This window comes from Flavobacterium sp. (genome assembly GCF_027490375.1).
In the GTDB taxonomy this organism is placed as follows: domain Bacteria; phylum Bacteroidota; class Bacteroidia; order Flavobacteriales; family Flavobacteriaceae; genus Flavobacterium.
Genome location: NZ_JAIXYH010000059.1, coordinates 67,405 through 80,978, shown reverse-complemented (window position 1 = coordinate 80,978; position 13,574 = coordinate 67,405). Strand labels below are relative to the sequence as shown.

General features: G+C 40.4%; 12 protein-coding genes and 3 tRNA genes. 3 read left to right on the top strand and 12 right to left on the bottom strand.

What is annotated here, in order from left to right; translation table 11 throughout:
- Positions 1-285: 285 nt before the first annotated feature.
- Positions 286-2,751 (bottom strand): LamG-like jellyroll fold domain-containing protein, encoded by a 2,466-nt coding sequence (locus Q0064_RS07670; protein ID WP_298146685.1) that lies wholly within the window; start codon positions 2,749-2,751, stop codon positions 286-288.
- Between the two features lie 144 nt (positions 2,752-2,895).
- Here Q0064_RS07670 and Q0064_RS07665 point away from each other — a divergent pair, with 144 nt between their 5' ends.
- On the top strand, positions 2,896-3,639 hold the full coding sequence (locus Q0064_RS07665) for a LytTR family DNA-binding domain-containing protein (RefSeq protein WP_298146682.1): 744 nt from the start codon (positions 2,896-2,898) through the stop codon (positions 3,637-3,639).
- Complete coding sequence (locus Q0064_RS07660) at positions 3,636-5,483, top strand: tetratricopeptide repeat protein (RefSeq protein ID WP_298146679.1); 1,848 nt, start codon at positions 3,636-3,638, stop codon at positions 5,481-5,483. Before Q0064_RS07665 ends, Q0064_RS07660 begins: the two co-directional genes overlap by 4 nt.
- A 71-nt stretch (positions 5,484-5,554) precedes the next feature.
- Here Q0064_RS07660 and Q0064_RS07655 read toward each other — a convergent pair whose 3' ends face one another.
- The 5 genes from Q0064_RS07655 to Q0064_RS07635 all read right to left on the bottom strand — a co-directional run bounded on the left by Q0064_RS07655 (position 5,555) and on the right by Q0064_RS07635 (position 7,604).
- Positions 5,555-6,031, bottom strand: a complete 477-nt coding sequence (locus tag Q0064_RS07655) for a TerB family tellurite resistance protein (protein ID WP_298146676.1) — start codon at positions 6,029-6,031, stop codon at positions 5,555-5,557.
- A gap of 713 nt (positions 6,032-6,744) precedes the next feature.
- A tRNA-Arg gene (locus Q0064_RS07650) sits at positions 6,745-6,818 on the bottom strand.
- A 17-nt stretch (positions 6,819-6,835) separates the two neighbouring features.
- Positions 6,836-6,910, bottom strand: a tRNA-Pro gene (locus tag Q0064_RS07645).
- 4 nt (positions 6,911-6,914) lie between these two features.
- Positions 6,915-7,001, bottom strand: a tRNA-Ser gene (locus Q0064_RS07640).
- A gap of 144 nt (positions 7,002-7,145) precedes the next feature.
- Complete coding sequence (locus Q0064_RS07635; protein ID WP_298146674.1) at positions 7,146-7,604, bottom strand: hypothetical protein; 459 nt, start codon at positions 7,602-7,604, stop codon at positions 7,146-7,148.
- A gap of 50 nt (positions 7,605-7,654) precedes the next feature.
- Here Q0064_RS07635 and Q0064_RS07630 point away from each other — a divergent pair, with 50 nt between their 5' ends.
- The gene (locus tag Q0064_RS07630; RefSeq protein ID WP_298146671.1) at positions 7,655-8,302 is read left to right on the top strand and encodes a M15 family metallopeptidase; all 648 of its coding nucleotides are present in this window, start codon (positions 7,655-7,657) and stop codon (positions 8,300-8,302) included.
- Here Q0064_RS07630 and Q0064_RS07625 read toward each other — a convergent pair.
- The 6 genes from Q0064_RS07625 to tsaD are packed head-to-tail and all read right to left on the bottom strand — an operon-like array spanning position 8,268 to position 13,466.
- The gene (locus Q0064_RS07625) at positions 8,268-8,840 is read right to left on the bottom strand and encodes a hypothetical protein (RefSeq protein WP_298146669.1); all 573 of its coding nucleotides are present in this window, start codon (positions 8,838-8,840) and stop codon (positions 8,268-8,270) included. The two genes, Q0064_RS07630 and Q0064_RS07625, sit on opposite strands and share 35 nt — an antisense overlap.
- Positions 8,837-10,006: a class I SAM-dependent methyltransferase gene (locus Q0064_RS07620; protein WP_298146667.1), complete on the bottom strand. Its 1,170-nt coding sequence runs from the start codon at positions 10,004-10,006 to the stop codon at positions 8,837-8,839. The genes Q0064_RS07625 and Q0064_RS07620 overlap by 4 nt, the downstream gene beginning before the upstream one ends.
- On the bottom strand, positions 10,006-11,094 hold the full coding sequence (locus Q0064_RS07615) for an AI-2E family transporter (protein ID WP_298146664.1): 1,089 nt from the start codon (positions 11,092-11,094) through the stop codon (positions 10,006-10,008). The genes Q0064_RS07620 and Q0064_RS07615 overlap by 1 nt, the downstream gene beginning before the upstream one ends.
- Before the next feature lies 1 nt (position 11,095).
- A complete protein-coding gene (locus tag Q0064_RS07610) occupies positions 11,096-11,740 on the bottom strand; it encodes a DUF4159 domain-containing protein (protein ID WP_298146660.1) in 645 nt (214 codons plus the stop codon).
- The gene (locus Q0064_RS07605) at positions 11,737-12,444 is read right to left on the bottom strand and encodes a 16S rRNA (uracil(1498)-N(3))-methyltransferase (protein ID WP_298146658.1); all 708 of its coding nucleotides are present in this window, start codon (positions 12,442-12,444) and stop codon (positions 11,737-11,739) included. Before Q0064_RS07605 ends, Q0064_RS07610 begins: the two co-directional genes overlap by 4 nt.
- Positions 12,444-13,466, bottom strand: coding sequence for a tRNA (adenosine(37)-N6)-threonylcarbamoyltransferase complex transferase subunit TsaD (tsaD, locus tag Q0064_RS07600; RefSeq protein WP_298146655.1), 1,023 nt, complete (start codon positions 13,464-13,466; stop codon positions 12,444-12,446). Before tsaD ends, Q0064_RS07605 begins: the two co-directional genes overlap by 1 nt.
- Positions 13,467-13,574 lie beyond the last annotated feature (108 nt).

The window sequence follows — 13,574 nt, the reverse complement described above, 5'->3', positions numbered from 1 at the left end:
GCGATTCGTTCTCTGGAATGATTGTTCGTGCACGTTTTTGCGTTAGCGGGCGGCGCGAAAATGAAAGCGACAAAAGGAGATTGCGGCTTGGCTTTACAAGGCGACGCCAGAAGCCCTTTTAAAGCCGTAGCCGAAACGACTTTTGCCGCTTGAATTGCAGCAAGCACGCGACGGCGCCGGAGGAACGACCCGCCGGAACGCCCAAATTTTAATTCGAAACATTTAAACCAAAAAAGAAAGGCAGCCTTTACAGACTGCCTCTCCCAAAAAACTACTACTACTGTTTTAATTTTTGATCAGTTTATGGGTGCTGATCTCACCAGATTTATCAACAATTTTCAACACATACACATTTGAAGGTAAAGAACTTACATCGAATTTAGCTTGCTTCGATTCGAAAACCAATTGGCCATTCATTTGGTAAACTTCCACACGTTCTAAATCGAGTTCGGTGGCAATTTCAACCAAGCCTTTTGTTGGATTCGGATACACATTTACCACATTTTTTGCCTTAACCAACTCGCCTGTACTCAAGTTGTTGTTTGTAAACAATTCGCTTACCTGAGCAGCAGTTAATGCAACATCATAGATTTTCAAATCGTCGATTAGCGCGTTGACAGTACCCGCTGTAAATGCACCTTCATTCAACAAACGTCCTAAACGCATGGTGCTTCCTTGAGTATTAATACTGCGATTGGCAGTTAAAATTAAAACGTTATTTCGGTATAGTTTTATTTGTCCGGCGCCGTAAGTAAGTACATAATGGTACCATGTATTTGATACGATGTTCCCTGGATTAGCTGTGTTGTTAAGCGAAGAACCCCAGAGATAAACATTTACCAGATTACTATTTTCTTGTAATCCAAAGCCTTGATTGGTAACAGCTGTACCGTATCCAAAAATGTTATTTTCACTTAAGATTGTTAAATAATTAGCCCAAAATGAAATAGTACGAGCAGAATCTGTTTGTGGTAACGGGCGCGATGCTGGCGGTGTAGCATCAACCGAACTTCCTGGAACTAATTTAAGTGCCGACAAAGCGTTTCCAAAACGGTCGGTTGCAAAACTACTTGCGTTTACAGATCCAGTTTGAAAACCGTAATCGCCCAGCGTATCGAGATGTGAGTTATCGAATTTAAACTCGTGAATGGGCGCCAAGGCATTCGGATCGTTCGCAGTTGTAAAAGTACCGTCAACGGTAAGCGTTTCTCCGATACTCGACTCTAAAACAATACGATACGTATAAAGTGTAGCTGGAAAAAGATTTGGAATAGAAACGTTGTTTAAAGTATCGTAAATCACGCCTGGAAAAGAAAAAACAAGTGTAGCTGTATCTTGGCTATAAGTACCGGCATCGACATAAACTAAGATATTGTACGATACGGTAAACGAATTACAAAGAGTACCTAAGGCGAGTGTTGCTGAATTTGCAGTAACCGCTGTGATTGTATTGTTTGTTATCGATAGCATAGAATCGGTGGTGGTGCATTGGTAAGCAGTAGAAGTACTTGAAATACTATTTACCGCACGTACCGAGTAAGCATATTGTGTATTAGGACCTAAACCAGTAACCTCGATGCTACCCGTTTGAAACCCTTGGCCGGCGGGGATTGTGAGTGTTGTCGGTGCAATTCCAATGATTTGAGCGGGGTCGACAGGGCAACTAGTAAATCGGATCTCAACTGTCGTTTGAGTTCCTCTCGGATTTACTTCAAAGCCAACGGTGAATGAAGTTGCGGAAGTGGCCGTGATTTGAGCGTTTTGAATTATTGGCGCATCTTCAATAAAGTTACTTGTAACAAAAGAAAACGTATTTGAAATCGCAGCGCCTACTGCATTTTGTGCCGTTGCACGTATAAAATAATTAGTGTTTGGAAGTAAGTTGGTTAGCGGAACAGAGATAAATTGCGGGGCAGTTCCAGTAACCTGATCTTCTACTTGAATGCTACTTCCAAAGTTTGTTGTGGTGCCATATTCCACTAAAATACTTGTTGCGCTTGCGTTAGCATCTACTGTACAAAGTGCCATTGCATAAGTATCGGCCACAGGATCCACGTTTACCGAAATTGTTGGTGCAGCAGCGTCGGAAGCAATTTGCAAAACTTGTTGTGCGGTAAGTTGGGTGTTGTAAATCGCCAAATCATCTAAGTAAAAAGAGTTTCCAGTAGAATTGTCGTTACTAATTCCCAGGAAGAAGTTCGTTCCAAGTAAGTTAACAACCGCTTGTGGTATTGCTGAAATTTGAACTCCATTTTGGTAAACAATGAATCCCGCCGGACCGTTGGTAACCGTAAAATGATTCCACACATTACCTTCGTAGTTTGTAATTGGTGCATTAGCGTAGACAAATTGTCCGTTATCGGCGTAAAATGCAGGATTACCGCCTCCCAAAATGCCTAACGAATATCCTGCGTCGTTGATACTTCCGTTACCTATACCCATAATATTTATTAATCCAGGACCAAACTGTGCATTGAAATTAATCCAGAAAGAAATCGATCGAGCTGCAGTACCAGTTGGAAGTACCGGAATTGAAGCGCTTGCCGTGGTACTAAAATTGCCGTTAAAAAAATACGAAGCACCTGAAGTACCCGTGCGCGCTGGGCCGTACGCTGGAGTTGTGCAATTGAACGTGATACTGTTATCTGTAGAACTTAAACTGTTATTAAATTCAAATTTTGCTACAGGCTGTTGTGCTTGTAAACCGAAGCTTACTAGCAAGCAACCTAAAAGTGATAGTAGTGTTTTCATCATAAATCAAATAAAATTTCGCACAAAACTAGAACTGCAATATGCTCGTATTTAGGATGATTTCACGAACGGTACGAAATACTTCACGAACGGAAGCTTTTTTACGTTAACAAAAATTTTAACTTTACGGCATACGCGCGAATTATGACAGTTTTGCTTGTTGATGACGAAGCTAATGCCCGGCAGCTTTTACGAAGTTTGCTCGCCGAACATGCGCCCGAATTTGAAGTCATCGGAGAAGCCGAAACTGTAAAAGAAGCGGTAAAAAAAATTAATTCCCTACACCCTAACCTTGTTTTCTTGGATATCGAAATGCCGAATGAAAACGGTTTTGCCTTGTTTGAATATTTTGAAAATCCGCCGTTTAAGACCGTTTTTTGTACGGCTTACGCAGAATTTGCCTTGCGTGCCTTCGAAGTTTCGGCGGTAGATTATATTTTAAAACCAATCAGCATTGAAAAATTACAAGCTGCTTGTCGTAAAGTTTTGCAGCAATCGCCTGGAAATCTGAGTAGTCAGATTCAACTACTTCGCGAAAGTATTGCCGATCAACGCTTGAGTAAAATTGCGTTGCCACTGTCGGACGGACTCACTTTCGTAGATTTAAAAAACGTCTTGTATTTTGAAGCCGATGGCTCGTACACGCACGTAGTTACTTTGGCTAAAAGCTATCTTGTGACGAAAAAAATCAAGGAATTTGACGATTTGCTGACACAGAACGAACATTTCTTTCGCTGTCATCGCTCGTATTTAATCAATCTTCAAAACATAAAAAAGTACAGTCGTAAAGACGGGAATTCGATTGTATTCGAAAATGATAAATGGATACCCGTTGCGCGAGAGAAAAAAGCCGATTTCGAGTTGTTAATCAAATCCTTATACTTATGAGGATCGGATTTTTCCTGCTCTTTGTATTGCTAACTGTAAGCTCAAACGCGCAAAGTCCGAACGAAATCGAACAAAAGCTGCAATCGCTTACGTTAACCGACAGTGCTCGCGTGGAATTGTTGGTTGATTTTTGTGTGGCAAACACCTTTGCAAATCAGCCTAAAAACTTAACGTATGCGCAGAAAGCGTTGCAAATTTCTAGAAAGATCAAATATCCGTTGGGAGAAATTCGCGCCTTAAACTGCGTTGGAAACTACTATTACCAACAAGCAATTTACGACAAAGCCGTTACCTATTACACCCAAGCGCTTCGATTAGCTACGCGTTTAAAAATGACCGAGAACATTGTTATTGGAAACAGTAATCTGGCTTCGGTGTATACGCGCGACAAGAAATTTGAAAAAGCGTTGGTCTTGCTCAAAGAAGCAGATAAGATTTTACTTGAGAATGGTTCCAAAGACAATCCGAAACGAGCGGCAATACTAACCAATTTAGGAATTGCTTACAGCGATGTGTTACAATACCAAAAAGCCATTGATTGTCACGAAGAAGTTTTGCGTATTTGCGAGTCGGCGAAAATACCTTTCGGAATTATTCTCGCTAAAAGTAATATTGGTTCGTGCTATTATAAGCAAAATCAGTTTGAAAAAGCGATTCCATTTTTGCAAGCAGCGATACGAATTGCAAAAGAGAACGAAGCGTCGAATTTACTCGGACAACCATTAGCCGAACTTGCTGTGTGCTATCAAAAGAAAAAAGATTACGCCCGAGCAACCAAATTACTAAACGAATCGATTGCTATTTCAAAACCGATAAACGATCAGAACAATTTACTAACTGCTTATCAAAAATTACACGAACTAGCATTTGAAACTGGCGACTACGCAAAAGCATACAAAACGCTCTTGCTCTACCAAAGCAAAAAAGACAGCGTGTATACTATTGAAAAAGAACAAGTTATTACAAGATTATCGGAAGCGTTTGAATCGGAAAAGAAAGAATCCAAAATCAAGGGATTGCTGCAAGAAAAACGAATTACGGATTTAAAAAATCAGACGCAAGAGCGCACGATCTGGATTTTAGTTCTTGTTTTTTTGTTGCTGGCAGTATTGGCTTTTGCGTTGTTCAGAAGATATCAAAACCGAAAAAAGAATGAATTGTTGCGTGCCAGTTACGAAGAAGCAACACGAACGTTAGTGGCAGAAAAACGAGCTACAGAAAGCGAGTTAACCGCTTTGAAGAGTCAGATGAATCCGCATTTCATTTTCAACGCCTTGAACAGCATTCAGCATTTGTTTATGTATGGCGATAAAGTCGTAGCGAACAAACAGCTGGAGAATTTTACTACGCTTACGCGCGAAATATTGAGTTTTTCGGGTAAACGAAGCATTATGTTAAGCGCTGAGATCGAATTATTAAAACGATATTTAGAATTAGAGAAAATGCGTTTTAACGACGATTTTGAATATCACATTCATGTGGGAAGCGAATTAGATCCGGATTTTGACAGCTTACCTCCGATGATTTTACAACCTTTTGTTGAAAATGCGTTGAAACACGGCTTGTTGCATAAAAAAGGTTTAAAAAAACTAGAAATTTCGTTTGCTGAAACCAACAATTCCTTGTTGTGCACTATTTACGACAACGGCATTGGAAGAAAAGCTTCGAGAGAACTAACGGAAAGGAGCGTACAGCATGAGTCGTTTGCTACCTCGGCAATCGACAAGCAATTGGAATTATTAAATACCGATAAAACCACTTACTCGGTCTCGTACGAGGATTTGTACAAAGACGGTATTGCGGCAGGCACTCGCGTGGTTCTGAAAATCACTCATAAAGAGTAAGCGAGCTTGCATTAGTGAAAGAGCATTAATCTGAAACTAAAAAATTGCTAAAAATCGTTTTAGGAAGCCATTTAATTGTGTTGTTCACGAAATGTTTCGAGAACAAGTGCTGGATCGAGCGTTCGCTTTGGTGCGTTTTTCATTAACGCAAGTAAACGCTTGCAAGCAGACGGATTTAACCCCATGTCGATTGCGCTTTGGCAGATGGCAATTTCTTCTTTCTCATGCAAAACACCGTCGGCATGCATAAGTAGTGCCAATCGATAGAATTGTTGAATGCGGTCGAACTCGGAGCGAAGTACATTGGGTTTTGGTTCGGCGTGAAAAAGTTGTTTGAAGTCCTCTTGCGACACATGAAGCATATCGGCTATGTACGATAGCAAGCGATATTCTTTTTCGTGAAGTTTTCCATCGACTACCGAAAAGGCAATCATATCGGCTAGAAGTTGCAAACGTTCTTGTTGAGTGGTCATTTGGTTGGCATTGTAGGTTGCAAAGATAGCGATAGTTGAATATTTTGGGAATTTAAATATTGGGGAAGTTGGCATTCTAGAGGCTCATGTTCCAGTGTAGCACAATGTTTCACAGAGTTTTTTTCAATGTACAAAACGCAGCCTTCGACAGGCTCAGGCACCAGCTTTCGACAGGCTCAGGCGACGACGATACGTGGGTTAAAGCGGGAACATGAAACGTAAAATACTGAAAGTCAATAAGTCTAGCTTCTCGTGTCTATCCCGATGGCTATCGGGACTAGCTTCTCAAAAAAGATACGTAAAATGGTGAATTCATCAAATCTTAATACTTAATAATCAATACTCCAATCTTAATAATACAAAAAAACCGCTTTGCGAACTTTGCGTAAATCTTCGCGTTCTTTGCGGTTGCCTTTGACAGGTTCAGGCGCCGAGGGAGCACAATGTTTCTCAAAGTTTTTCACAATGTCCACAACGCCGCCTTCGACTCGATCACGTACTAGCTTTTTAAGCGCACAGAAAACACTGAACCTCACAGAATTTTGCGCAATATGGTACCGTTGAGGAAAACACAGAACGTGTCAAGCCAACAAAAAATCGCACCAGCCTTCGAAAGGCTCAGGCACAGACGATACGTGGATTTAGTTGGGCAAAATGATACGTAAAATGGTGAATTCATCAAATCTTAATACTTGATACTCTTGTCTTAATACTTAATACTTCAAAAAGTAAAAATCTAAAGTATCGGAAACAAAAAAAGCCACAATACAGTGGCTTTAAAATCGTAGTGAACGCAGAAGGATTCGAACCTTCGACCGCCTGCTTAGAAGGCAGGTGCTCTATCCAGCTGAGCTATGCGTCCGAACCTAGGTTCTATTGTCGGGGTGGCAGGATTCGAACCTGCGGCCTCCTGCTCCCAAAGCAGGCGCGATAACCGGGCTACGCTACACCCCGAGAGCGGAGAGTAAGGGATTCGAACCCTTGGTACCGTTTCCAGTACGCATGTTTAGCAAACATGTCCTTTCGGCCTCTCAGGCAACTCTCCATTGCTCGTAAACATTTCTGTTTTTAAGCGGTTGCAAATGTAAGCTTTCACGCATAATTTGCAAACTTATCGACATCTTTTTTCCTGAAAACTTGCTGTTTTTCTACATCAACGCTCTCAAGAATTTGACTCTCAACACTTCAACTATTTTCCTTCCGGCGAAATGTACGTCTTGTTTCCGTTGCTGTTGATGTAGTATTTGCCTCCGCGCGGTCCGGTATATACCTTCTTACCGTTATAAGTTCCCGAAACTTTATCAGCCGCTGCTTTCTTCTCTTTAGCACCCTCAGCCTTTAACTTCTTCCCTTCAGCTTTTATCTTTTCCTTTGTTGCTTTTTCCTTTTCTGTTGCTGCTGACTTCGCTTTATCTGCTGCTTTCTTTGAGTCGGCTTCGCTGGATTTCTTCGCTGCTTCGGCTTTAGTTTTCGCTTTGACAGCTGCTCCCTTTGCTTCTGATTTTGCTTCCTTTGCTTTAGCTGCGGCTGTCTTCCCTTCTGCTTTAGCTTTAGCCTCTGTTGCTTTTTGCTTCACAGTTTTGTCTTGAGCTTGCACGCCTACTGTAAATAGTACAGCCAGCAAACTCATAAAAATTTGGTTTCTCATGTTTAATTAATTTAATTAGTTAACTTTCGTTATTAGTAAATCTAAAATTAATGTTTTTTTTAAAAATCCGATTTGCAATCTGCGTCCTTTTCTTAACGGCAAGTGCTTACAGCCAGTCTGATTCGTCTTTTGTTGCAGTAACTTCTTCTGAAAACAAGCTCTTGTTCGATTTAAAATACGCTAATTCCGACAATTTTCTGAAAGCCGCCGTTTACGATTGTAGCACTTGTTTTTTACGCGAAGAAGCAGCAATAGCCTTAAAAAAAGCGGCTACCAAAGCCTGGAAGAAATACAAGCTTCGTTTAAAATTGTTCGATTGTTACCGGCCTTTAGCAGTTCAAGAACGCATGTTTGCTTTGGTGCCTAACCCAGAATACGTGGCTGATCCCAAAAAAGGTTCGATTCACAATCGCGGTGCTGCTGTTGATTTAACGCTTATCGATGAAAACGGAGTGGAACTCGATATGGGAACTGCTTTCGATTATTTTGGACCTGAAGCTGCACATACTTATGAAAACCTCACTGAAATCCAGAAATCGAATCGTAAGAAATTGTTCAGCATTATGAGATCCGCAGGCTTTAAGCCGCTTCCCAGTGAATGGTGGCACTACAATTACGGTAAATCTCGGAAGTTTAGTATCTCAAATGCAAACCTATGCGCGACTAAGGAAGATCTAAACAAGGTAGATGTAAACTAAAAAAGCTCTCGGGTGAAGTTTCATTTCCTGTAAGTTCCGATTTTAATTGCTTTTTCAATATGATGTCGGTGGTTTCTGTAGTGTATTTCACACGCATTAAAATCACAGGCGATTCACGTAACAATTCGATACTTCCCTTGGTGAATAGAAAATCGGCTGCTAAGATACGTGCCGATTCTGCCGTACCTGTTTGAACCAAATTACTACACATATCGGAACTGGCGTAGTGCAACGTTACAATTTTTCCGTTTTGTAATTGCAGGTATATTCTACTCGACGCATCGAAACAAACAGCCTTGCTGAAATCTTTTGTTTTTTCAATCAGCTCATAACGCAAAATGGGCGTGCCGTTTGATTGTAACAGTTTAAAGGAAAGAAAAGTTTGCTTACCGTCGAAAATACGTTCGTGCACAAGGTACGATTTCGCTTCGCGATAGGTCCCAAGACTGTCGGTTACGTTAATATCCCACTTACAATCGGTTTGACCGAAAACAACAGAGAAATAAAAAAAACCAATAATCGTTACTAATACTTTCATACTTTTTCACATAAAATAACCACTTTCCCATGAACCAAGGAAGTGGTAAAGAAGGTGTAAATGTCGCCCCCATCTTTAATTTTAAACTTTTTTCGAAGCGCTTCTGGAGTTTCAAAGAAGTTTCGTGTACTAATATTCATCTTCTTAGTTTGCCAATGCGAGTAATACTTTTTTTGGTACGGAAAAACCTCTTGTATTTTGAATCTTCGCCCCGGGAAGTCGCGTAATTCCTCAGAAACAAACAAATGAGAAAACTCCGCCAGTTTCGCAACTTCGTATTTCTTACTCAAGTAATTTACCGCTCCCGACTTCATTAGCGCTGCATTGGGTTCATATAGATAGCCGTTTAAACTTTCGGCTAAGCGTACAAAATCGGTATTGGTTTCAACTTTTTCTGAGCAGATTCCGTCTGCTGATAAATTAACAGCAAAAATCTGCGGTGAGTCTGGCGCAACTGATTTTAAAATCCACAACAATTCTTTGACTTCGTTCTTAACTGCTACGATATAAATTTCTGCAACGTTTTTAAAATCGCGTAAACCAGCAGCAATATCCAGCATGGGCGAAGTTTTCACTAAAACATTTCTGGCACGGCTAAAGATATCATCTTGGAAAAGCGTCACATCCGGTTCGCAATCCGATAAATTAAAGACCTTTTGGTTTGCTGTATCCCGACGGGCCGGATCAATGTAAATCCAATCGTATTGCTTGTCGTTATTGAACAAATGTGCCAATCCATTAGCGTGTTCACAACTAATATTGTTTGCTCCTAAAACCTTGAAATTATGTGCTGCAAAAATCGATAATGCTTCGCTAAGTTCGCAATGCGTTACGTGCTTGACATGCTTTGAAAAATACAAACTATCGATTCCTAAACCACCTGTAATATCTAGTAGCGACTCGCCCGAAACCAACCCGGCTTTAAAACTTGCTGTTGCTTCCGAAGAAGTTTGTTCGACAGAAACCGCCGATGGGAACACCACAAGCGGATTGTTTACGTAGGTGGGCAACTTCTTTGCTGCTTTTTGTCGCGATGCAATTTGCTGAAATACAAAATGCTTATTTTCTTCATCAAAGGGAAATTTCGACAAACTCAATTTGCCTAAATCGGAAAAACGATTCTCGAAAATATACGTCCGTATTTCTTGGGTCAACTGCTCAGTCATCACATATTTTGTGTGAGAATTTGAACAAATTTATTGTTTGGAAAAAATTCCTTAGCGATAATTTTTAACATGGTATAGAGCGGAACCGCTGCAATCATGAGTAAAACGCCTCCTAAAAATCCAGCAATCAAAATAACTAGAAATATCTCCAACGGATGTGAATTCGTGCTTTTTGAAAAAATTAGCGGCTGCGATACGTTGTTATCAATCAGCTGAACAATCCAAAATCCGATAAGAATATAAATTGTTGTTGGAAGAATTTCGCTTTGAAAATCTTGTCCCAAATGACTCATCATCGTTAACAAGGCTGCTAAAACTGATGCAATTAATGGTCCGATGTACGGAATAATATTCAGTATTGCACAAATAAAAGCAATTACCAATGCGTTCGGAACTCCAAAAATTATCAACACAATAAAGTACAAAACGAACACAATTCCCAATTGCAGCAATAAAGCAACGAAATAACTACTGAGCATTTCGTTGATGGATTCGATTGAATTTGCCGTGCGCTCGCGCTGATCTTTTGGAATCAATCGCTGAATATTAAACGCAATTTGCTGTTTATCTTTTAAAAAGAAGAAGGTGATAAAAAGCGTACTACCGATAGCCATACCAATATTTCCTAAAGCGCCCAATAAGTTGTTAAGAATATTTGGAATAAAATTGAAATCGATAACGTTAGCTGGATTAAATTTTGCTACCTCATCGGCGGCATTTATGTGATGTTCTTCCAAAAAGGTTACCAAATCGTTCTTTAAGGAAACTACATTTTTCTCGATGTCGGCAATGTTTAATACAGCTAAATGATTTCCTTGTTCGATAATTAGAGGCACCAAAAGCGCAATGAAACCAACAATAAAACTCACATAAATAAACAAAACAGTTACAACCGCAACGTTATTCGAGAATTTGAACTTATTCTTAAAAAACCGCAACAAAGGTCGGCCAATTAGCGTAAGGACCAGCGCAGTAATGAGATACATTAAAACCGAACTAATAGCCGACAAGAAATAAAATGCAGCTACGATTCCCGCAAGTATAAAAATCGTTCTTAGTAATCCGTTGCTGAGTTCTTTGGCTGTCATATTAATAGTTGAAAACGTAGTGAATAATATTAGCCCCCATTTTTAGCGCTTTTTCGCGAACTTCCTTAGGATCGTTATGCACTTCTTGATTTTCCCAACCGTCGCCCAAATCGGTTTCGGTAGTGAATAAAAATGCAAGTCGATTATTGATAAATAAGCCGAACGCTTTTGGTGCTTTTCCGTCGTGTTCGTGAATTTTTGGCAAGCCAGCAGGAAAAGCGAAAGGTTTCTGAAAAATAGGATGCGAAGCCGGAAGTTCGACCAAAGGTGTTTGCGGAAAAGCTTTTTTAATTTGTTGTGGCAAATATTGACTCATGCCGTAGTTATCATCAAAATGAACGAAACCACCCCCTTCTAGGTATTTTCTTAAATTCTCGATTTCGGCATCGGAAAAAACTACATTTCCATGACCCGTTGCATGGATAAACGGATAGGAAAACAAATCCGGACTTGAAAGCTCGACGGTTTGTGGTTTCGAAGCAATTTTTGTTCCTATGTTTAGATTACAAAATTTAATCAAATTGGGAAGTGAGGTTGGATTTGCATACCAATCGCCGCCACCGCCGTATTTTAAGAGCGCAATTTCTTGTCCGTGTGCCAAATAGGTTACAGTCCATAAGATACTTAAGAAAACCAATTTTCTCATGATAATTGCTTCAAATTAAAGGTTGTAACGGCAACCAATCCCGCGGTTTCGGTTCGTAATCTGTTTGTTCCTAAACTGGCTACTTGAAAACCGTGATCGAGTGCAAAGGCAACTTCTTCTGGGGTAAAATCGCCCTCCGGACCAATGAATACCGCAGCACTTTTTCCGTGTTCAAGACTCGTAAACAAATCAACTTTGGAAGCTTCGCCGCAATAACAAATATACTTTTGTTCTGCGGAACAGTTTGCAATTGCCTGCTGAATTTTTTGAATTTCTTCAACTTTTGGCAAATGAGCTTGTCCGCTTTGCTTCATAGCCGAAATCACAGTTTTTTCTAAACGTCCCGTTTTCAACTCTTTACGTTCAGATCGGGCACACAAAATGGGTTGATATTTTTCAAAACCTAATTCAGTGGCTTTTTCCAACATCCACTCCAAGCGATCGGTCATTTTGGTTGGAGCTAGATACAATTCAAAACTACTTTTTCGCTGTGGAAGTTGTTCTTTAGCAGTGATTTGTAAATTGGCTTTGTTTTCATCAGCAACGGCAATTACGGCGGTTGCTAACAATCCGCTTCCGTTAGTTACTTGAACAAAATCTCCGGTTTTTTTTCGCAAGACTTTAATCAAATGCTTACTTTCCTCCCGACTCAGACGGTAGTTTTCAGTGCTTTCGTTAAGTGCGGCGTCGTAAAATAACTGCATTACATTTGAATTCGGGCTTTCGCCACAACGTTTTGGTTTACTTGCATATCCGATAAATACTGGTAATATCCTACAATTCCAATCATGGCAGCATTATCGGTTGTGTATTCGAATTTAGGAATATAGGTCTTCCATCCTCTTTCAGATTCTGTGGCTTTCAAGGCTTTTCGAATGCCGGAATTTGCCGACACGCCTCCGCCGATAGCCACTTGCGTAATTCCCGTTTCTGCGACAGCTAAAGTAATTTTATCCATCAAAATATCGATAATGGTTTGTTGTACGCTTGCGCAGATGTCGGCTAAGTGCTCTTCAATAAAGTTCGGATTTTCTACTTGTTTTTTTCTGATGAAGTATAAAATTTGTGTCTTTAATCCTGAAAAAGAAAAATCTAATCCGCTAATTTTTGACTTAGTGAACGCAAACGCCTTTGGATTTCCTTCCGCAGCGTATTTATCGATCAACGGACCACCCGGATAAGGCAATCCCAAAATTTTCGCAGTTTTATCGAAGGCCTCCCCTACTGCATCGTCGGTCGTTTCTCCGATCACAGTCATAGAAAAATGACTGTCAACGCGAACTATCTGCGTATGTCCGCCACTAATTGTTACTGCCAAAAACGGGAAAGTTGGCTTGTCGAAACCCGCCTCGTCGATAAAATGTGCCAAAATATGACCGTGCATGTGATGTACCGCAAACAAAGGAATTTGCAGCGCAGCCGAAAGCGATTTTGCAAAAGAACTACCAACCAACAACGAGCCCAACAAACCTGGACCTTGCGTAAAAGCAACCGCATTTAGCTGATTTTTAGTGATTCCCGCATTTCGCAAAGCTAGTTCAACCACGGGAACTATATTTTGCTGATGTGCACGCGACGCCAGTTCGGGAACAACACCTCCGTATTGCTCGTGAATTTTTTGTCCGGCTACAACATTTGATAAAACCTTGTCGTTTTGTAATACAGCAGCCGAAGTGTCGTCACACGAACTTTCAATAGCTAAGGTAAAAACAGTTGATTCTGCCATTTAGGGCATGGATTTTGACTTATATTTGACTATCCGAAAAAAATCAGTTCTTTTCGGATTTGAATGCGCGCAAATTTACAGTAAATTCTATTGCTTTTTGCCGCGATA